Below are 20,151 nucleotides of genomic sequence, written 5' to 3'. Positions count from 1 at the left end.
TGCCGTGACCGCTCGGTGCCCGGCGCAAGTCGCACTGGGCGGCTATGGTATTATCCGCGGCGATTTCGACCTGCGGAGTTCCCATGAAATTGACCATGCCCCGATTCGATCAGGCCCCCGTGCTGGTGGTAGGCGACGTGATGCTCGACCGCTACTGGCACGGCGCGACCTCGCGCATCTCGCCCGAGGCGCCGGTGCCCGTGGTGCGGGTCGAGCAGCATGAGGATCGCCCCGGTGGCGCCGCCAACGTCGCGCTGAACCTTGCCGCCCTCGGCGCCCCGGCCTTCCTGGTCGGCGTCACCGGTGTCGACGAAGCTGCCGACAGTCTGAGCGACAGCCTGCAGGCCGTCGGGGTGACCACCCGCTTCCAGCGTATCGCCGGCCAGCCGACCATCGTCAAGCTGCGGGTCATGAGCCGCCACCAGCAACTGCTGCGCGTGGACTTCGAGGAAGCCTTCCGCACCGACGCCGTGGCCCTGTCCGCCGACGTCGAGGCACTGCTGGAGCGGGTCCGCGTGCTGGTGCTGTCCGACTACGGCAAGGGCGCGCTGAAGAACCACCAGCAACTGATCCAGGCCGCCCGCCAGCGCGGCATCCCGGTGCTGGCCGATCCCAAGGGCAAGGACTTCGCCATCTACCGTGGCGCCAGCCTGATCACCCCGAACCTCTCCGAATTCGAAGCCATCGTCGGCCGCTGCCTTGATGAGGCCGAACTGGTCGCCAAGGGCCAGCAACTGATGACCGAGCTGGAACTCGGCGCTCTGCTGGTCACCCGTGGCGAGCACGGCATGACCCTGCTGCGTCCCGGCCACAACGCCCTGCACCTGCCGGCCCGCGCCCGCGAAGTGTTCGACGTCACCGGCGCCGGCGACACGGTGATTTCCACCCTGGCCGGGGCGATCGCCGCCGGTGAAGACCTGCCGCAAGCTGTGGCCCTGGCCAACCTCGCCGCCGGCATCGTCGTCGGCAAGCTCGGTACCGCCGCCATCAGCGCCCCGGAACTGCGTCGCGCCGTGCAGCGCGAGCAGGGCTCCGAGCGTGGCGTGCTGAGCCTAGACCAGCTGCTGCTGGCCATCGAGGACGCCCGCGCCCACGGCGAGAAGATCGTCTTCACCAACGGCTGCTTCGACATCCTCCACGCCGGCCACGTGACCTACCTGGAACAGGCGCGCGCCCAGGGCGACCGCCTGATCGTCGGGGTCAACGACGACGGCTCGGTGACCCGCCTGAAAGGCCCGGGCCGCCCGATCAACAGCGTCGACCGCCGCATGGCCGTGCTCGCCGGCCTCGGCGCGGTGGACTGGGTCGTCAGCTTCGCCGAAGACACCCCCGAACGCCTGCTCAGCGAAGTCCGCCCGGACGTGCTGGTGAAGGGCGGTGACTATGGCGTCGAGCAGGTGGTTGGCGCTGACATCGTCAAGGCCTACGGCGGCGAAGTCCGCGTGCTGGGCCTGGTGGAAAACAGCTCCACCACCGCCATCGTCGAGAAGATCCGCCACCAGGGCTGACTCTTCGTTCCTGCGGATTCCCCTCACCCCAGCCCTCTCCCAGGGGGAGAGGGGACCGTTCGGTGCAGGATGAAACCATGACGTCAGCCGGCACAATCTGCCCCCTCTCCCTGAGGGAGAGGGCTGGGGTGAGGGGGAAGCCCAGGCACACTCTCTCCGGTTGCCTCCGCTGCCCTCACTGACCGCTCTGCCAATCACCGGCGGCAAAGCGGTCATGGTCCCTGCAACATTTTGCAGCGCATGATCGGGGCATCCACCCTCCGCGGAGCGAGATGCCATGACCACCGACGTGCAGGGCCGCGCCCTGGCCGTGCTGAACCGTGTCGCCCAGGCCGACTGGCCGGACCGACTCAAGCTGCGCAAACCCTTCGAACGACTGCTCTACAGCGGCAGTCGCACCGGCTTCCGGCTGGCCAGCGAGCGTGCGGCCAAGCAACCCAAGACGCCGCGCAAGGCCGACCCGGACGGGCTGTTCGACCTGTCCCTGTCCGACGAGCAGCAGATGCTGGTGGAGATGCTCGAAGGCTTTGCCGCCGAGGTGCTGCGCCCGGCCGCCCACGAGGCCGATGCCAAGGCCAACCTGAGCCTGGAGCTATTGGCCCAGGCGCAGGAGCTGGGCCTGACCCACTACGGCGTCAGCGAAGTGCACGGCGGCATGGCCGGCGAGCGCACCGTGGTGAGCAACGCGCTGATCGCCGAATCCCTGGCCCGTGGCGACCTGGGCCTCGCGGCCGCGCTGCTGGTGCCGCTGTCGGCGGCCAACTGCATCCGCCGCTGGGCCTCCTCCGAGCAGCAGTCGCGCTGGCTGCCGGCGTTCGTCGGCGAGGACGCGGCACCCGTGATCGCCATCGCCGTGAACGAGCCGCAGCTGTTGGCCGACCCGCAGCGCTTGTCCACCAAAGCCCGCAAGCGCGGTACGGGTTACACGCTGTCCGGCGAGAAGTGCCTCGTGGTGCGGGGCGTGGATGCGCAGAAGCTGATCGTTGCGGCGGATGCCGGCGATGGTCCGGCGTTGTTCCTGGTGGACACCCGTGCCAAGGGCGTCGAAGTCCACGCCGAGCCGGCAATGGGCCTGAAGGCCACGGGCACGGCGCGGATCCGCTTCAAGGGCGTGAAGGTTCCGGCGGAACAGCGGCTGGCGGCGGAACGCTTCGATTATCAGACCTTCCTCGATTACACCGTGCTGGCCTGGTGTGCACTGGCCGTGGGCACCGGACAGGCTGCACTGGACTACGTGATCACCTACTGCAACGAGCGCGAGGCCTTCGGCGAGCCGATCAGCCATCGCCAGGGCGTGGCCTTCATGGTCGCGGACATCGCGGTCGAGCTGGATGCCATGCGCCTGATGGTCTGGCGCGCCTGCGCGCTGGCCGAGCGTGGCCAGGCGTTCCACCGCGAGGCTTATCTGGCGAAGCTGCTCTGCGCCGAGAAGGCGATGAAGATCGGTACCGACGCGGTGCAACTGCTCGGCGGCCACGGTTTCACCCAGGAACACCCGGCCGAGCGCTGGTACCGCGACCTGCGCGCCGTCGGCCTGATGGCTGGCGGGCTGCACCTGTAAGGAGTTTTCCATGTACCTCGAGACGCCGAAGAAATTCCGCACCCTGCAGAACCAGGCCCGCCAGGTGGCGGAGAACTACCTGCGGCCGATTTCGCGTAAGTACGACAAGGCCGAGCACGCCTACCCCAAGGAACTGGACCTGCTTGCCGCGCTGCTGGACGGCATGAACGCCGGCTCGCCGGACGCCGTGGGCGCTACCTCGGCCAGCAAGCGCAAGGCTGGCGCGGAGGAGGGCGTGAAGAACGGCGGCAACCTGTCCGCCTGCCTGGGCGTGATGGAAATGTGCTGGGGCGACACCGGCCTGCTGCTGGCCATGCCGCGCCAGGGGTTGGGCAACGCCGCCATCGCCGCGGTGGCCAACGAGGAGCAACTCAAGCGCTTCTCCGGTACCTGGGCGGCGATGGCCATCACCGAGCCGGGCTGCGGCTCGGACTCGGCGGCGATCCGCACCACCGCCACCCGCGATGGCGATCACTACGTGCTCAACGGCGAGAAGATCTTCGTCACCTCCGGCGCCCGCGCCGACGCGGTGGTGGTCTGGGCGACCCTGGACAAGAGCCTGGGGCGTGCGGCGATCAAGTCCTTCGTGGTGGAGAAAGGCACGCCGGGGATGACCGTCACCCGTCTGGAGAAGAAGCTCGGCATCAAGGCCTCGGACACCGCGTCCATCAGCTTCAGCGACTGCCGTGTGCCGGCCGCCAACCTGCTGGGCAATGCCGAGATCGACGTGCAGAAGGGCTTTGCCGGGGTGATGGAAACCTTCGACAACACCCGCCCGCTGGTGGCCGCAATGGCCATCGGCGTGGCCAGGGCGTCGCTGGATCGTACCCGCGAGCTGTTGAAGAAGGCCGGCTGTCGCTTCGACTATCGCCAGCCGCTGCTCAGCGCCAGCCACGCCGAAGCCACGTTGTATCGCCTGGAGGCCGAATGGGAAGCGGCGCGTCTGCTGACCCTGAAGGCGGCGTGGATGGCCGACAACCGTCTGCCGAACTCCAAGGAGGCCTCCATCGCCAAGGCCAAGGCCGGGCGGATGGCCAACGAGGTAACGCTGAAATGCGTCGAGCTGGCCGGTGCGCTGGGCTACGGGGAAGAGGAGTTGCTGGAGAAGTGGGCGCGGGATTCGAAGATCCTCGACATCTTCGAAGGCACCCAGCAGATCCAGCTGCTGATCGTGGCGCGGCGGCTGCTGGGCAAGAGTTCCAGTCAGCTCAAGTAAGACGGAGCGCTTTTTTGTAGGAGCGAGGGGGACGCCTGGTTATTGCTCGCGAACCGCCCAAGGCCAGCGTGGCCGGTTGATCTGGTTCGCGAGCAAGCTCGCTCCTACAGGGTTGATCCGACCATCAGCGTGGCCGGTTCAGGTCGGCGGAATCAGGCTGTGCGCCGCCCGCTGCCGGCATTGCCGGCGGCGGGCGGCCATTGCTCCATCCAGTCGCGGAAGCGGATGCGTTCCTCACGCACCAGCCAGCCATCCTGTTCGGCAAAACCCTCCGACAGCCACACGCCGCGCGTAGCGGCCTTGCGCAGTTCGCCCTTGCTCAGGGTGTAGAGCTCGCCGCTGGGCTGGCCGTGGTCCAGCGGCAACAGGTAGAGGTCCGGGCGGCGGCGGTCCAGGCGAGCCACCAGCGGGCCGCTTTCGAGTTTTTCGTCGACGTGGAACAGGCTGACGTCACGGGCGTCCTTGGGCAGCTCCATGCGCAGGTCGTAGACCAGTTGCAGCGAGGCCGTCGGCAGGTGCACGTAGGCCTGCGGGCGCTCCAGCAGGCGCAGCGCACCGGCCTGCACCGGGCGCGAGGCGCCGGACAGCGGGGTGAGGGAGAAGTGGCTGCTCTCGCGGTAGCGCAGGCAGCCCTCGTAGGGCGTCGGCAGCCAGGTGTCGCCGAAGCGCCCGCCGAGCCAGCCGTCGGCGGTTTCCACCAGGCACTCCTCGGCGACTTCCTGGATCGCGGTGAGCAGCGGTAGGTTCAGTTCGTGGGCCGGCACGTAGCCGGAGATCAGCTTGAGCACGGTGTCACCGCGGTCCAGGCGGCGTTGGCGCACCAGGATCCAGTGGTCGCGGCCCTGGAAGTTCAGGGTCAGGCGCACCGAGACGCCGAGGTTGGCCAGTTCGGTGACGAAGCGTTCGTTCTCGCCGATCTGGATGGGGCGGCGGCGCTCCAGCACCTGGGCGAAGTTCAGGGGCTTGCCGAGGGTCTGGTAGGCAAGACCTTCCGGGCTGGCTTCCACCAGCAACGGCAGGGTCTTGAAGGCGGTCGGGTCCTTGCGGGCGAGCGTACGGGGCATGGGGGCTTCCTTCTCGTACAGGGCGCCGGGTTGCGCCGGGCGTGCCCATCGGGGCGGCGCCGACGCCAACGCTGACCGTCTGCTGGAGACGGTCCGGCCGATCGATTTCGGGGGTCGCTATAGCCCGGACAGCCTGACACCGATCCTGATGTCATCGAAAATCAAAAGGATTTCCGAATTTTTCCCTGAAAGGCTGGGTGATTCCGAGGTTTTTGCGTGGGAATCACCGGCTGGCGACATTTTCTCTGACCGCGATTTTCACCGCGGAGTCTGAGCATGGCACAGGAACAGGTAATCCACATGACCGCCGATCAGCGGTCGAGGACCTCGGCGGCGATGCTCACGTTGTGCGCGAGGTGCAGCGGATTGATGGTGCCGACGATGGCGCCGGCTACACCCGGATGTCCCAGCACCAGCTCGAAGCTGGCGCGCAGCGGATCGACGCCGGGGGCGAGGGTGGCATGGCCGCTGGCCAGGGCCTTCTTGATCAGGATGCCCCGCCCGTGGGCCTGGGCGTGGTCGATCACGGCCTTTTCCGCCTGCTCCTGGAGGTTGTAGGTGACCATCGCGCAGTCGCCGCGCTCCAGGGCCAGCAGGCCGCCGTCGACGGTCTTGCCGGAGAAGCCGAAGCCGCGGATCAGCCCTTCTTCCTTCAGGCGCTCCAGGGTTGCGTAGACCTCGGTGCCGCGCAGGATGTCCAGGTCGTTGCCGTCGGAGTGCACCAGCACCAGGTCGATGTAGTCGGTCTCCAGGCGCTTGAGGCTGCGCTCCACCGAGCGACGGGTGTGCGCGGCGCTGAAGTCGAAGTGCGACTGGCCGCCGACGAACTCCTCGCCGGTCTTGCTGACGATCACCCACGCATCGCGCTGGCCGCGCAGCAGCGGGCCGAGGCGCTCCTCGCTGTGGCCATAGGCCGGCGCGGTGTCGATCAGGTTGATGCCCAGTTCGCGGGCCAGCGCGATCAGGTCGGCGGCTTCGCGGTCGTTGGGAATGCGGAAGCCTTCGGGGTATTTCACGCCCTGGTCGCGGCCCAGTTTCACGGTGCCCAGGCCCAACGGCGAGATGTTCAGGCCGGTGCTGCCCAGCGGGCGGTGCAAGTGATGCAGGGTCTTCATCCGAGCAGTTCCTCCCAGACCGGGCGGGCCAGGGCCGGGCGCGGCAGTTCGGGCAGGGCGGCGCTCGCTTGTGGGCGGATGCCGTTCTTTTCCAGGGATTCCAGCACGCGATCGGCGAAGTTCGGCGCCAGGGCCAGCTTGGTTGGCCAGCCCGCCAGCAGCGCGCCGTCTTCGGCGAGGAAGGCGCTGTCCGGGCGCAGCAGGTTGCTTTGCGCAGGTTCGGCGCGGTCCACGCGCAGGGTTGCCCAGCGAGCGGCGGAGAGGTCGACCCAGGGCACCAGCTTGTGCAGTTCGCGCTGCGCCTCGGCGATCTGCTCGGCCTCGTCGCGGGCCACGCCGCCGGCCTCGGCGATGTCGCCGCCCAGGTACCAGACCCAGTCGCCGTTGCTCAGCGGGTGGGTGGTGACGGTGACGCGCGGCTTCGGGCCGCCGCCCAGGCAGTGGGCGTACAGCGGTTTCAGGGTCGGCGCGGTGACCAGCACCATGTGCAGGGGACGACGCTGCATTTCCGGGCGCTCCAGCCCCAGTTCGCGCAGCAGCGCCTGGTTGCCGGCGCCGGCGCTGAGCACCACGCGCTGGGCGCGGATTTCGCGGCCGTCCACGCGCAGGCCGACCAACTTATCGCCTTCGCGCAGCGCTTCGATGCGCTCGCCGGCCAGCAGGCTGCCGCCGGCCAGTTCGGCGAGGCGGGCGATCAGGCTGGGTACGTCCAGCACCAGTTCGGTGAGGCGGTAGGCCTTGCCCTTGAAGGCCTTGTCCTGCAAGGCTGGCGGCAGGTCGGCACCTTTCACCTGGGCGACCCGGCTGCGCACCGCCTTGCTGGCGAAGAAGCTGGTGAGGTTGCCGGCCAGACTGCCGGGCGACCACAGGTAGTGCGCGTCGGAGAGCACGCGTACGCCGCGCAGGTCCACTTCGCCGGTGCCGGCCAGGCAGTCGCGCCACAGCGCAGGCATGTCGGCGATGGCTTCCGAGGCGCCGCTCAGCGCACCGTGCAGGGCGTATTTGGTGCCGCCGTGGATGATCCCTTGCGAGCGCATGCTCTGCACGCCGCCCAGCGCGGTGTTTTCCACCAGCACGGTGGAAAAACCGGCCCGCCGCAGGCGGGCATTGAGCCAGAGACCGGCGATGCCGCCGCCGACGATGAGGATGTCGGTGCTCAGGGATTCGGACATGAAAGCGCCTCGAGGGAAAAACGAAGGGCGCAGTATAACGCTTGAGGGCGGCGGCAAACGCCCGTTGGCTCAGGCTGCTTTTGTAGGAGCAAGCTTACTCCTACAGAATGCCGAGGGCGCCGCATCAGTGTCCGGCGGTGCCGGAGAACAGCTGGATCACCACCACCCCGCTGACGATCAGGCCCATGCCCAGCAGGGCGGGGGTGTCGAGCTTCTGCTGGTAGAGCACCAGTGCCGCGACGCTGACCAGCACGATGCCCAGGCCGGCCCAGATGGCGTAGGCGATGCCCACCGGGATGCTGCGCACCACCAGGGTGAGCATCCAGAAGGAGATCGCGTAGCCGACGATCACCAGTCCCAGCGGCAGGGGCGTGGAGAGGCCCTTGACCGACTTCAGCGACGCGGTGGCGATCACTTCGGCGACGATGGCAATGGCGAGGTAGAGATAGCCGGGCATATTCGGTCCTCCCGATAACGACGCGCTGCATGGCGCGGCGAGTGGGTTGCATTCGGTCTGGCGGCCATTCTAATCATCCGGGTGATGGGATAAAGTCATTGCCTATCTGATTTCGAGATAGGTGGCGGAGATAGCTCATGCAGTGGAACCTGGATCAGTTGCGCCTCTTCGTCAGCGTCGCCGATCAAGCGTCCTTCTCGGCGGCGGCGCGCCAGCTCAAGCGCGTGCAGTCGGCGGTGAGTTCGTCCATCGCGCTGCTGGAAAGCGACCTGGGCGTGACCCTGTTCGAGCGCAGCAGCGGCCGCCAGCCGGTGCTGACCGCCGAGGGCAGGGCGCTGCTGGATGAGGCCCGCGAGGTGCTGCGCCAGTGCGAGCGCCTGGAAAGCCGCGCGCTGGCACTGGTGCGCGGCACCGAGCCGTTGCTGCGGCTGGCGCAGGATGAGGCGATGCCCTATCAGCCGGTGCTCTCGGGGTTGCAGGCGCTGGCGCAGGAATTCCCCTCGCTGGAAGTGCAGTTGGCCAGCGGCGCCCAGGGCGACGTGGCGCGCAAGCTGCTGGAGCGCCGGGCCGATCTCGGGCTGCTGTTCCATCACGAGGGCATGCCGGAGCAGTTGGAGCGGCAGCGCCTGGGCACCATCGAGATGGTCACCGTGTGCGGCGCCGGGCATGAGCTGGCGAAGCTCGACTACGCCGATCGCCGCGAGCTGGCGCGGCACCGCCAGTTGCTGATGGCGCCGCAGGACAGCCATTACCCCGGTGGTGAGCAGATCAGCCCGCTGGTGTGGCGCGCCGACAGCTTCTACGCGATGGCGGAGTTGCTGATGCGCGACCTCGGCTGGGCCTGGCTGCCGACCCACGTGGCGCAGTACCCGGCGTATCAGCCGCTGCTGGTGGAACTGGCCAGCGACTGGACGCCGCCGCCCTTGGTGGTGGAGCTGGTCTGGCGCCGCGACGAGCCGCTGGGGCCGGCGGCGCAGTGGCTGGGCGAGTGCTTTGCCAAGCACCTTGCCTCACCGGTTTGATGCGGCCCTCTTGTTGCGGGCGGGAAATGCTCTTCGTAGGAGCGAGCTTGCTCGCGAACCGCATGGCACTGGAGTCGCCGGAAGAAAAAGTTCGCGAGCAAGCTCGCTCCTACAGAACGCTACCCCATCAGGATTGTGCGGCGTCCAGGGGTGCTAATTTGCTACTCTCCGCCGCCATGAACCGGACCCTCTATACCCTGCTGTTCCACCTGGGCCTGCCGCTGGTCGCGCTGCGCCTGTTCCTGCGTTCGCGCAAGGCGCCGGCGTATGCCCGGCGCGTCGGCGAGCGCTTCGCCCTCGACCTGCCGGCGCTCAAGCCCGGCGGCATCTGGGTGCACGCGGTGTCGGTGGGCGAGAGCATCGCCGCCGCGCCGATGATCCGCGCGCTGATGCAGCGCCACCCCGGCCTGCCGATCACCGTCACCTGCATGACGCCCACCGGCTCCGAGCGCATCCGCGCGCTGTTCGGCGACCAGGTGCAACACTGCTACCTGCCCTACGACCTGCCCTGGGCGGCGGCGCGCTTCCTCGACCGCGCGCGGCCGGTGCTGGGCGTGATCATGGAAACCGAGCTATGGCCGAACCATATCCATCAGTGCACCAAACGCGGCATTCCGGTGGCGCTGGCCAATGCGCGGTTGTCCGAACGCTCGGCGCGGGGCTACGCGCGTTTTGCCGGGCTGACCCGGCCGATGCTCGAAGAGATGAGCTGGATCGCCGTGCAGACCGAGGCCGAGGCCGAACGCTTCCGCCAGCTTGGCGCGCGTCCGGATTGCGTGAGCGTGACCGGTTCGATCAAGTTCGACCTGAGCATCGATCCCGAACTGCTGGCGCGCGCCGATGATCTTCGCGGGCAGTGGCAGGCGCAGCGGCGGCCGGTGTGGATCGCCGCCAGCACCCATGCCGGCGAGGACGAGATTGTCCTGACCGCCCATCGCCAGTTGCTGGAGAAGCATCCCGACGCGCTGTTGATCCTGGTGCCGCGCCATCCCGAGCGCTTCAACCCGATGTTCGAGCTGTGCCGCCGCGAAGGCTTCCGCACCCAGCGCCGTTCCACGGGCGAGCGGGTCGTGGCGGAGACCCAGGTGCTGCTCGGCGACACGATGGGCGAGCTGCTGTTCCTCTATGCGCTGGCGGACGTCGCCTTCGTCGGCGGCAGCCTGGTGCCCAACGGCGGGCACAACCTGCTGGAGCCGGCGGCGCTGGGCAAGCCGGTGTTGTCCGGCCCGCACCTGTTCAACTTCCTGGAAATCGCCGCACAACTGCGCGAGGTCGGTGCGTTGCGCGAAGTGGTCGATGCGCCGTCGCTGGCGGTGGCCGTGGCGGCGCTGTGGGATGAGCCGGCTATTGCTGGGCGCATGGCGGAGGCCGGGCTGGGCGTGATGAAGGCCAACCAGGGCGCGCTGGAGCGTTTGCTGGATGGCCTTGGGCGACTGATCAAGGGGTGGGTCTAGCGCCTGGAACTTGCCGGGACCTCGACTGTAGGAGCGAGCTTGCTCGCGAACCCCGCTTGGCGCCGACGTCATCCGAAGAACGTTCGCGAGCAAGCTCGCTCCTACGAAGAGCCCCCTCAGAACGTCGGCGGTGTGATCACCCAGAGCACCACGGCATCCACATCCCCCGGGTTGCCATAGCGGTGCGGCTCCTGGCTGGAGTAGCTGAAGCTGTCGCCCTCGTTGATCAGGAAGTAGCGCTCGCCCACCCACAGCTCGAAGGTGCCGCTGAGCAGGTAGCCGGCTTCCTCGCCGTCGTGGCTGTAGCTCTGCTGGCTGTAGGTGCCCGGTGGGAAGCGCGAGTGGAGGATTTCCAACTGGCGGCTGGGCTGCGGGCTGAGCAGTTCGTCGACGATGCCGTCTTCGTAATGCACGCTGGTGCGGGCGTTGCGGCGGACCACGTAGCCGGCGTCGTCGGGGTCGACCTGCACTTCGCTGGCGAAGAACCACTGGATGGTCACGCCCAGGCTGCGGGCGATGTTGAACAGGGCGGGGATCGACGGGTACGCCAGGTTGCGTTCCAGCTGGCTGATGTAGCCGGCGGTGAGGCTGCTCTGCTCGGCCAGTTCCGCCAGGGTCATGCCGCGCCGCTTGCGCAGGCCACGGATGCGGGTGCCGAGGAACTGCGCTTCGGCGTTGGCGGGGGCTTCCTGCGGGGCTTTCTGGCTCATGCGGTGGCGGTCCTGGCGATTGGCGTCGTGGGGCATTCTAAACAATGCGCCGGGCGTGTGGACCGATTGCTCTTCGTAGGAGCGAGGGGGACGCCCGGCTCTTGCTCGCGAACGTAGTCCCCGGCGACCCAGGCGCTGGGCGGTTCGCGAGCAAGCTCGCTCCTGCAAAAACGGGCTCAGATCGCCCAGCCCGCCTTGAGCCCTTCGTAGATCGCTTCTTCCGCCGTGCGCGGCGCCAGGCAGTCGCCGATGCGGCGCACCTCGGCGAGGTCGGCGATCTCGTCGGTCAGTTCGTCCACCGGCTGATGGCCCTGGCAGAGCACCAGGGTGTCGATGTTTTCCACCAGCATCGGCTCGCCGCTGGCGGTGTGTTGCAGGTAGACGGTGCTGTCGTCGACGCCGTACAGGCGGGCGTAGGTCGTGATGCCGATGCCCAGGCGGTGCAGCTCGCCGGCCATGTGGTCGCGCACGTAGAGCGGCAGGCTTTCTCCAGCGTGGGTGCCGTTCACCGCCAACTGTACCTGGTGGCCGTCGCGCACCAGGCGCTCGGCGATGCCGGGGGCGATCCAGTCGGCGCGCCAGTCGGTGACCAGCACCGAGCGGCCGATCTTCACTTCGCCGCGCAGCACCTGCCAGGCGTCCACCACCTGCAGGTTGCCGGCTTCCTCGTAGGGCGGGCGATAGGGCTTGGCACCGGTGGCGACGATCACCACGTCGGGACGCTCCCGCTCGACCAGTGCGCGGTCGACGCGGGTGTTGCGGCGCACTTCGACGCCGGCCAGCTGCATTTCGCGCTGCAGGTTGGTGGAGGCGCCGCCGAACTCCGCGCGGCGCGGCAGCAGCTGGGCGAGGTTGACCTGGCCGCCGAGCTGGCCGCTGGCTTCGCAGAGGGTGACCTCATGGCCGCGCTGCGCCGCAACGGCGGCAGCCTTCATGCCGGCCGGCCCGCCGCCGACCACCAGCACGCGCTTGCGCTGGGCGGCCATCTTGCGTTCGGCGTAGATCAGCTCGCGGCCGGTTTCCGGGTGCTGGATGCAGGAGATCGGGTAGCCACGGTGGAAGTGGCCGATGCACGCCTGGTTGCAGGCGATACAGGCGCGCACGTCTTCGACGTGGCCGCTTTCGGTCTTGCCCGGCATCTGCGGGTCGCAGATCAGCGCGCGGGTCATGCCGCAGACGTCGGCCTGGCCACGGGCGAGGATCAGCTCGGCTTCCTGCGGTTGGTTGATGCGCCCGGTGACGAACAGCGGAATCTCCAGGTTGCGCTTGAAGGTGCCGGCCTCGTTGGCCAGGTAGGCCGCTTCGATGGCCATCGGCGGGACGATGTGGATGGCGCCGCCCAGCGACGCCGAGGTGCCGGCGACGATGTGCACGTAGTCCAGTTCGTTCTGCAGGGATTTTACCGCTTGCAGCGATTCGTCCTCGGTGAGGCCTTCCGGATCGCGTTCATCGGCGGAGATGCGCAGGCCGATGATGAAGTCTTCATCGGTGGCGGCGCGCACGGCAGCGATCACTTCGCGGGTGAAGCGCAGGCGTGCGTCGAGGTCGCCGTTGTAGGCGTCGCTGCGGCGGTTCACCCGTGGGTTGAGGAACTGCGCCGGCAGGTAGCCGTGGCTGGCGACCACCTCCACCCCGTCGATGCCGGCGGCATGCAGGCGGCGCGCGGCGGCGGCGTAGCCTTCGATGATTTCGTCGATCATCGCCTGGCTCAGCTCGCGGGGCATCACCCGGAAGCGTTCGTTGGGCGAGGCGGAGGGCGCATACGCGACGGCCAGCAGGCCGTCGCTGGATTCCATGATCTCCCGCCCCGGGTGGAACACCTGGGACAGCACCACAGTGCCTTCGGCGTGGCAGGCCTCGGCGATGCGCCGATAGCCGGGGATGCAGGCGTCATCGGTGGCCATCAGTACGTGGGAGGTGTAGCGGGCGCTGTCGTGCACGCCGGCGACCTGCAGCACGATCAGGCCGACGCCGCCCTTGGCGCGGGCGGTGTGGTAGGCCACCAACTGGTCGTTGACCAGGTTGTCGGTGGGCATCGAGGTGTCGTGCCCGGTGGACATGATGCGGTTCTTCAGCGCCTTGCCGCGGATGCGCAGCGGGCTGAACAGGTGGGGAAACTGGCTCATCGGGCAACTCCGGATTCTTGTTGTTTATTCCGCACTGAACATCGACGTGCAGCCGGTCGATCAACTAGGCGTTGCGGGCCTGCCAGTCCACCGGATACAGGGCGTAGAACACCCGGGCCTGCTCGCCTTCGTAAGCCAGTGGGGTGCGTTCGGGGACCCAGATCACGTCGCCCGGCGCCGCGTCGATCACGCGGTCGGCCAGGCGCAGGCGGAAGTGGCCTTCGAGCACCACGATCAGCTCGTCGTAGAGCACCGTCCACTCGATGGAAACGCCATCGAAGCACGCCAGGCCCGCGCCCATCGTCTGGCTGTCGGTCGGGCCGATCAGGCGGCAGATGGCGGCGCGTTCGACCGGTTCGCCAGCGTAGGACTGGAACTGCAGGGCGGACTTTTGGAAGTGACGGACCTCGGACACGGGGTTTCTCCTGGAGTCGGTGAAAGGTCATCTAAGCTGTGTCTATGGAAATTTACCGTCAGTAAAAAATCAACTTGTTTTTTTAAAAGTGACTGGGTAGTTTCATTTCCAGCCCGGTCCTCCGGGCTCAACCGCGACGTGCTCCACAACAACTACAAGAGGAGAGGCGCATGAACCGTTCCGTACGGTCCCACCTCGCTTTGCGGGCTTGCCCGCAGGCCACCGGTCTACCTCTGCCCTGTCTCCCTTGCACCGTGGTTCCGGCGCGCCCGTCCAGCGAGCGCGCAGCTTCGTGCGCTGCGCCCGCGACCTCCTACGACATGGGGTATGCCCGATGACTTTCCGCAAGAACGCTTTCCGTACGAGCACGCTGCCGTCGCTGCTGCTCGCCCTCGGACTCTCCTGTGCCGTCGCCCAGGCCAGCGAGAACATGGTGGTGGTCGGCTACGGTGGCGCCGGCCAGAAGGCCCAGGATGCGGCCTTCTTCCAGCCGTTCAGCAAGCAATCCGGGGTCGGCGTGACCCAGAGCGAGTACAACGGCGAGATGGCCCGCATCAAGGTGATGGCCGACACCGGCCACGCCGACTGGGACGTGGTGCAGATCGAGGGCCCGGACCTGGCCCGTGGCTGCGACGAAGGCCTGTTCGTACCGCTCAACTGGCAGCAGATCGGTGGCAAGGACCAGTTGATCCCCAACGCCGCCAAGGACTGCGGCTCGGCGGCCCTGGTGTGGGGCGTGGCGATTGCCTACGACGCCGACAAGCTCAAGCCGGCGCCGACCTCCTGGGTCGATTTCTGGGACGTGAAGAAATTCCCCGGCAAGCGCGGCCTGCGCAAGCGCGCCATCTACAACCTGGAGTTCGCCCTGATGGCCGACGGTGTGAAGCCCGCCGACGTCTACAAGGAACTGGCCACCAAGGCCGGCGTCGATCGCGCCTTCGCCAAGCTCGACCAGATCAAGCCCTACGTACAGTGGTGGGAAGCCGGCGCGCAACCGGCGCAGTGGCTGGCCGCCGGTGACGTGGTGATGACCACCACCTACACCGGGCGCATCGCCGATGCCTTCAGGAGCGGTCGCAATCTGCAACTGGTCTGGCCGGGCAGCCTGTACGGCATGGACTACTGGGCGATCATCAAGGGCTCGCAGCACGTCGATGCGGCCAAGCGCTTCATCGCCTTCGCCAACCAGCCCGATGCCCAGGTCGACTACGTGAAGCACATTGCCTATGGTCCGACCAACAAGCAGGCCGCCGAGCGCCTGCCGTCCGACCTGGCCGACTGGGTGCCAACCTCCACGCAGAACCTGCCCCAGGGGTTGGCGATGGATGATGAATTCTGGGTCGACCACGGCGAGGAGCTGGAGGAGCGCTTCAACGCCTGGGCCGCCCAATGACCCCGGCGCCGGGGCCTTCGCGCCCCGGCGTCCTTGTCTCTGAGGAGGAAAGCACTATGACGTCGCTGCAAGCGCAGGCGCCCAGCCGCGCCACCTGTCCGGCCGAAGAATGGAAGCTGCGCGAGGAACTGGCGGCCTGCTACCGGCTGATTGCGCATTTCCGCATGAGCGATCTGATCTTCACTCACATCTCGGTGCGCATCCCCGGTCCCGAGCACCATTTCCTGATCAACCCGTACGGGCTGATGTTCGACGAAATCACCGCCTCCAGCCTGGTGAAGATCGACCTTTCCGGCCACGCGGTGGAGCCGTCGCCGTACAAGGTCAACCCGGCCGGCTTCGTCATCCACAGCGCCATTCATGGCGCCCGCGAGGACGCACAGTGCGTGCTGCACACCCATACCCGCGCCGGCTGCGCGGTGGCGGCTCAGGCCTGTGGGTTGCTGCCGCTGAACCAGATGTCGATGGAGTTCTACGGCCGACTTGGCTACCACGACTACGAAGGCATCGCCCTGTCGCTGGACGAGCAGCAGCGCCTGGTCCGCGACCTGGGCGATGAACACATCGGCCTGATGCTGCGCAACCACGGCTTGCTGACCGTGGGGCAGACCGTGCAGCAGGCGTTCCTGCGCATGTACTACCTGGAGAAGGCCTGCGACATCCAGTTGACGGCCCAGGCTGGCGGGGATCTGGTGATTCCGTCGGACGAGGTGTGCCGGCATACCGAGCAGCAGTTCAACGCCCCGGCACGGCCTCTGGGGGAGGGGGAGTTGAGCGACCCGGACGGTTACGACCTGGCCTGGGCGGCGTTGTTGCGCATGCTGGACCGGGTGTCGCCGGGGTATCGCGATTGAGTCAGGGTGAAGTTCCGGCGTTGAGCGATCGCGGATGGAGTCCGCTCCTACCCCCGCCTGGGCGTAGGAGCAACTGTCTTCTTCCGGGGTAACCCCTGCCCGTGCTTTCCCTTCACCCCAGCCCTCGGCTGACACCTTGATTGCTCCCTGCGCCGAACGGTCCCCTCTCCCGCTGGGAGAGGGTTAGGGGGAGGGCCGATCCGAGCCTGGAGCTGTCCGCGATTGGCTTCGCTTTACGCTGGACCCTCGCGCGTGCAGCACACCAGCTCTTTCATGGGGCTCAGTATTGGGAGCTGTTCTTCAGCTGAGCTTCGGCGGCCTTGGCCAGGTCCGGCGGCAGGAAGTCCTTGTCCGGGTTGTAGTCCGGCTTCAGGTAACCGCTCAGGGCCTGCAGGTCGCTCGGCGCCAGGGTGCCGGCGGTCTGCTTCAGGCGCAGGTTGTCGAGGATGTAGTCGTAGCGGGTGTTGTTGTAGTCGCGCACGGCGCTGTACAGCGAACGCTGGGCGTCCAGTACGTCGACGATGTTGCGGGTACCGACCTGGTAGCCGATCTCGGTGGCTTCCAGCGAGCTCTGGTTGGAGATGATCGCCTGGCGCCGCGCCTTGACCTGCTCCACGTCGGTGTTCACCGCGCGGTGCTGGTTGCGGGCGTCCTGCACCACCTGGCGGCGCTGGCTTTCGCGCAGTTGCTCGCTCTGGTTCAGGCGCTGGTAGGCCTCGCGGACCTGGGAACTGGTCAGGCCGCCGCTGTAGATCGGCACGTTCAACTGCAGGCCGATGCTGCTCTGGTCGACCCATTTGCCGTAGTGCGGATCACCGGGGGCGCCGGAGTTGGCGAAGCCCAGGGCGTCGTTGTCGCCTTTCTGGTATTGCGCCACGGCATCGACGGTCGGCAGGTGGCCGGCCTTGCGCTGGCGCAGGGTTTCTTCGGCGGCGTCGACCGCGTAGTTGCTGGCCTGCAACGCCAGGTTCTGCTGTACCGAGGTGTCTACCCAGGCCTTGGCGTCGTTGGGCATCGGCGCGACCACCGGCATGGAGTGCAGGATACCTTCGAGGGAGCTGTACTCGCGGTTGGTCAGGGTGACCAGGGCCTGGAAGGCATCATCCACCTGCTGTTCGGCGACCAGGCGGTTGGCGCGGGCGGTGTCGTAGCTGGCCTGGGATTCGAGCACGTCGGTCTTGTCCGACAGGCCGACGTCGAAACGTTCGTTGGACTGGTCGAGCTGGCGCTTGAAGGCCGCTTCCTCGGCCTTGCTGGCGGCCAGGTTGTCCTGGGCGCGGAGCACGCCGAAATAGGTCACGGCGCTCTGCAGGATCAGCGCCTGTTGGGTCGAGGAGAATTCCAGCTGGGCCTGTTCGCTGATGTTCTCCGCTGCCTTGAGCTGGAACCAGCGGTCGGCACGGAACAGCGGCTGGCTCAGGGTCGCCTGGACCACCTGGTTGTTGCGGTTCAGCGTCGCATTGGGCTCGTCCAGCGAGGTGCGGGTGCTGCCCACGTTGGCGCCGGCGTTGATCTGCGGCAGCAACCCGGAACGCGCCTGCGGCACGGCTTCCTTGCGGGCCAGGTAGTCGGCCTGCGCGGCGGCGAGGTCGGCGTTGTTGTCGACGGCGTCTTTATAGACGCTGATCAGGTCCGTCTTGGTCGGCAGCGAGGAGGCCGCCGGAGCGGGCTGTGCGGCCCAGGCAAAGCCTGTCGAAGCGGCCACGGCGACAGCCAGGGAGAGTCTGCGCAGCATTCGTTCGTCCTAGAAATTGATGCGAGGTGGAGCAAGGCTACGGTTGCCGCCGATGGCGGTCAAGGCGCGTTCGTATGAGCCTTCCGAGGCAGGAGTGTAGCCTCCTGTAGGCAATTGCGCGGTTTTCGGTCAGACGGCATTGGCTAATCGTTGCACACTTGATTAGACTGCGGGCGTTCTTGTCGGGGTGCCCCATGCGAAGGGCTGAGATCGGATAGTTCCGGATCCCGTTGAACCTGATCGGGTTAAGACCCGCGTAGGGAACAAGAAGTCCGCATCCCCGGCGCCTTTCCGCCCCGGCCCCAGCCCTCCAAGGGATGCGTTTCTTCGCCGCTCGGTGCGGCTCCCAGGTCCAGGTTCTCCCCCGGCAATCAACCCCAGGAGAGCCAGGATGAACACCCAGAAAAACAACGTCACCCGCCTTGAACAACTGGATCGCCAGTCGACCCAGCCCTTCCCGAATTCGAAGAAGGTCTACCTGACCGGCTCGCGCCCGGACATCCGCGTCCCCGTGCGGGAAATCTCCCTCGCCGATACCCCCACCGCCTTCGGTGGCGAGAAGAACGCCCCGGTGATGGTCTACGACACCTCCGGCCCCTACACCGACCCGGACGTGCGCATCGACCTGCGCAAGGGTCTGCCGGACGTGCGTTCGCGCTGGATCGACGAGCGCGGCGACACCGAAATCCTTCCCGGCCTGACCTCCGAGTTCGGCCAGTCGCGCCTGGCCGATGCCAGCCTCGACGCCCTGCGCTTCGCCCACGTACGCACCCCGCGCCGCGCCAAGGCCGGCGGCAACGTCACGCAGATGCACTACGCGCGCCGGGGCATCATCACGCCGGAGATGGAATACATCGCCATCCGCGAGAACATGAAACTGCAGGAAGCCCGCGCCGCCGGCCTGCTGGATGCGCAGCATCCGGGGCAGAGCTTCGGCGCCAGCATCCCGAAGGAAATCACCCCCGAGTTCGTCCGCGAGGAAGTAGCCCGCGGCCGCGCGATCATCCCGGCGAACATCAACCACATCGAACTGGAACCGATGATCATCGGCCGCAACTTCCTGGTGAAGATCAACGGCAACATCGGCAACAGCGCGCTGGGGTCCTCCATCGAGGAAGAAGTGGAGAAGCTCACCTGGGGCATCCGCTGGGGCGCCGACACGGTGATGGACCTGTCCACCGGCAAGCACATCCACGAGACCCGCGAGTGGATCCTGCGCAACAGCCCGGTGCCGATCGGCACCGTGCCGATCTACCAGGCGCTGGAGAAGGTCAACGGCGTCGCCGAGGACCTGACCTGGGAAATCTTCCGCGACACCCTGATCGAACAGGCCGAGCAGGGCGTGGACTACTTCACCATCCACGCCGGCGTGCTGCTGCGCTACGTACCGCTGACCGCCAAGCGGGTCACCGGCATCGTCTCGCGTGGCGGCTCGATCATGGCCAAATGGTGCCTGGCGCATCACAAGGAAAACTTCCTCTATACGCATTTCGAAGAGATCTGCGAAATCATGAAGGCCTACGACGTCAGCTTCTCGCTGGGCGATGGCCTGCGTCCGGGCTCGGTGGCCGACGCCAACGACGCCGCGCAGTTCGGCGAACTGGAGACCCTCGGCGAGCTGACCCGGATCGCCTGGAAACATGACGTCCAGGTGTTGATCGAAGGTCCCGGCCACGTGCCGATGCACCTGATCAAGGAGAACATGGACAAGCAGCTGGAGTGCTGCGACGAGGCGCCGTTCTACACCCTCGGCCCGCTGACCACCGATATCGCGCCGGGCTACGACCACATCACCTCCGGCATCGGCGCGGCGATGATCGGCTGGTTCGGCTGCGCCATGCTCTGCTACGTCACGCCCAAGGAGCACCTGGGCCTGCCGAACAAGGATGATGTGAAGACCGGGATCATCACCTACAAGATCGCCGCGCACGCCGCCGACCTCGCCAAGGGCCATCCGGGCGCGCAGATCCGCGACAACGCGCTGTCCAAGGCGCGCTTCGAGTTCCGCTGGGAAGACCAGTTCAACCTCGGCCTGGACCCGGACACCGCCCGCGCCTTCCACGACGAGACGCTGCCCAAGGACTCGGCCAAGGTCGCGCACTTCTGTTCCATGTGCGGGCCGAAGTTCTGCTCCATGAAGATCACCCAGGAAGTCCGCGACTACGCCAAGGAAAACGGCCTGACCGATGAGCAGAAGGCCATCGAGGCCGGCTTCCAGCAGCAGTCCGCGCGCTTCAAGGACGAGGGCTCGGTGATCTACAAGCAGGTCTGATCGCTACACCGTGGCACCCTGTAGGAGCGAGCTTGCTCGCGAATGAACCCCGCTGCGGGGCTGTTCGCGAGCAGGCT

General features: G+C 67.3%; 16 protein-coding genes and 1 riboswitch. Of the genes, 8 read left to right on the top strand and 8 right to left on the bottom strand.

Translation table 11 applies throughout. The features are described 5' to 3' along the window. Nucleotides 1-83: 83 nt before the first annotated feature. The 3 genes from hldE to H681_RS22480 all read left to right on the top strand — a co-directional run bounded on the left by hldE (nucleotide 84) and on the right by H681_RS22480 (nucleotide 4,285). On the top strand, nucleotides 84-1,508 hold the full coding sequence (gene hldE, locus H681_RS22490; RefSeq protein ID WP_015479194.1) for a bifunctional D-glycero-beta-D-manno-heptose-7-phosphate kinase/D-glycero-beta-D-manno-heptose 1-phosphate adenylyltransferase HldE: 1,425 nt from the start codon (nucleotides 84-86) through the stop codon (nucleotides 1,506-1,508). Nucleotides 1,509-1,785: 277 nt separating this feature from the next. Continuing rightward, entirely contained in the window at nucleotides 1,786-3,069 is a 1,284-nt protein-coding gene (locus H681_RS22485) for an acyl-CoA dehydrogenase family protein (protein WP_015479193.1), read from the top strand. Between the two features lie 10 nt (nucleotides 3,070-3,079). Then, nucleotides 3,080-4,285 carry an acyl-CoA dehydrogenase family protein gene (locus H681_RS22480; RefSeq protein ID WP_015479192.1) on the top strand — a complete coding sequence of 402 codons (1,206 nt, stop codon included), beginning with the start codon at nucleotides 3,080-3,082 and terminating at the stop codon, nucleotides 4,283-4,285. A gap of 152 nt (nucleotides 4,286-4,437) precedes the next feature. Here the strand turns inward: H681_RS22480 and H681_RS22475 are convergent, their stop codons facing one another. The 4 genes from H681_RS22475 to H681_RS22455 all read right to left on the bottom strand — a co-directional run bounded on the left by H681_RS22475 (nucleotide 4,438) and on the right by H681_RS22455 (nucleotide 8,093). Then, a complete protein-coding gene (locus H681_RS22475) occupies nucleotides 4,438-5,349 on the bottom strand; it encodes a hypothetical protein (RefSeq protein ID WP_015479191.1) in 912 nt (303 codons plus the stop codon). 311 nt (nucleotides 5,350-5,660) lie between these two features. Continuing rightward, a complete protein-coding gene (locus tag H681_RS22465) occupies nucleotides 5,661-6,464 on the bottom strand; it encodes an aldo/keto reductase (RefSeq protein ID WP_015479189.1) in 804 nt (267 codons plus the stop codon). Continuing rightward, entirely contained in the window at nucleotides 6,461-7,636 is a 1,176-nt protein-coding gene (locus H681_RS22460) for an NAD(P)/FAD-dependent oxidoreductase (protein ID WP_015479188.1), read from the bottom strand. The genes H681_RS22465 and H681_RS22460 overlap by 4 nt, the downstream gene beginning before the upstream one ends. Before the next feature lie 124 nt (nucleotides 7,637-7,760). Beyond that, nucleotides 7,761-8,093 carry a DMT family transporter gene (locus H681_RS22455; RefSeq protein WP_015479187.1) on the bottom strand — a complete coding sequence of 111 codons (333 nt, stop codon included), beginning with the start codon at nucleotides 8,091-8,093 and terminating at the stop codon, nucleotides 7,761-7,763. Nucleotides 8,094-8,230: 137 nt separating this feature from the next. Here H681_RS22455 and H681_RS22450 point away from each other — a divergent pair, with 137 nt between their 5' ends. Both H681_RS22450 and waaA read left to right on the top strand, forming a co-directional pair. Then, nucleotides 8,231-9,115, top strand: coding sequence for a LysR family transcriptional regulator (locus H681_RS22450; RefSeq protein ID WP_015479186.1), 885 nt, complete (start codon nucleotides 8,231-8,233; stop codon nucleotides 9,113-9,115). A 176-nt stretch (nucleotides 9,116-9,291) separates the two neighbouring features. Further along, nucleotides 9,292-10,569: a lipid IV(A) 3-deoxy-D-manno-octulosonic acid transferase gene (waaA, locus tag H681_RS22445; RefSeq protein ID WP_015479185.1), complete on the top strand. Its 1,278-nt coding sequence runs from the start codon at nucleotides 9,292-9,294 to the stop codon at nucleotides 10,567-10,569. A gap of 116 nt (nucleotides 10,570-10,685) precedes the next feature. Here the strand turns inward: waaA and H681_RS22440 are convergent, their stop codons facing one another. The 3 genes from H681_RS22440 to H681_RS22430 all read right to left on the bottom strand — a co-directional run bounded on the left by H681_RS22440 (nucleotide 10,686) and on the right by H681_RS22430 (nucleotide 13,820). Further along, on the bottom strand, nucleotides 10,686-11,279 hold the full coding sequence (locus H681_RS22440) for a helix-turn-helix domain-containing protein (RefSeq protein ID WP_015479184.1): 594 nt from the start codon (nucleotides 11,277-11,279) through the stop codon (nucleotides 10,686-10,688). Between the two features lie 176 nt (nucleotides 11,280-11,455). After that, nucleotides 11,456-13,405, bottom strand: a complete 1,950-nt coding sequence (locus tag H681_RS22435) for an oxidoreductase (RefSeq protein WP_015479183.1) — start codon at nucleotides 13,403-13,405, stop codon at nucleotides 11,456-11,458. A gap of 64 nt (nucleotides 13,406-13,469) precedes the next feature. Continuing rightward, nucleotides 13,470-13,820, bottom strand: coding sequence for an AraC family ligand binding domain-containing protein (locus H681_RS22430; RefSeq protein ID WP_015479182.1), 351 nt, complete (start codon nucleotides 13,818-13,820; stop codon nucleotides 13,470-13,472). A 334-nt stretch (nucleotides 13,821-14,154) separates the two neighbouring features. On the opposite strand from H681_RS22430, the gene H681_RS22425 reads away from it, so the two are divergent. Further along, nucleotides 14,155-15,213, top strand: a complete 1,059-nt coding sequence (locus H681_RS22425; protein ID WP_015479181.1) for an ABC transporter substrate-binding protein — start codon at nucleotides 14,155-14,157, stop codon at nucleotides 15,211-15,213. A 56-nt stretch (nucleotides 15,214-15,269) separates the two neighbouring features. Beyond that, nucleotides 15,270-16,067, top strand: a complete 798-nt coding sequence (locus tag H681_RS22420; protein WP_015479180.1) for a class II aldolase/adducin family protein — start codon at nucleotides 15,270-15,272, stop codon at nucleotides 16,065-16,067. 280 nt (nucleotides 16,068-16,347) lie between these two features. Here the strand turns inward: H681_RS22420 and H681_RS22415 are convergent, their stop codons facing one another. Continuing rightward, the gene (locus H681_RS22415) at nucleotides 16,348-17,802 is read right to left on the bottom strand and encodes a TolC family outer membrane protein (RefSeq protein ID WP_015479179.1); all 1,455 of its coding nucleotides are present in this window, start codon (nucleotides 17,800-17,802) and stop codon (nucleotides 16,348-16,350) included. Between the two features lie 173 nt (nucleotides 17,803-17,975). Then, nucleotides 17,976-18,082: riboswitch (TPP riboswitch) on the top strand. A 111-nt stretch (nucleotides 18,083-18,193) separates the two neighbouring features. Here H681_RS22415 and thiC point away from each other — a divergent pair. After that, nucleotides 18,194-20,074, top strand: a complete 1,881-nt coding sequence (thiC, locus tag H681_RS22410; RefSeq protein WP_015479178.1) for a phosphomethylpyrimidine synthase ThiC — start codon at nucleotides 18,194-18,196, stop codon at nucleotides 20,072-20,074. The last annotated feature ends 77 nt before the right edge of the window (nucleotides 20,075-20,151 follow it).

The organism is Pseudomonas sp. ATCC 13867 (assembly GCF_000349845.1).
In the GTDB taxonomy this organism is placed as follows: Bacteria; Pseudomonadota; Gammaproteobacteria; order Pseudomonadales; family Pseudomonadaceae; genus Pseudomonas.
Note: the sequence above shows the minus strand (reverse complement) of the source record. Positions and strands in the feature narration are given on the sequence as shown.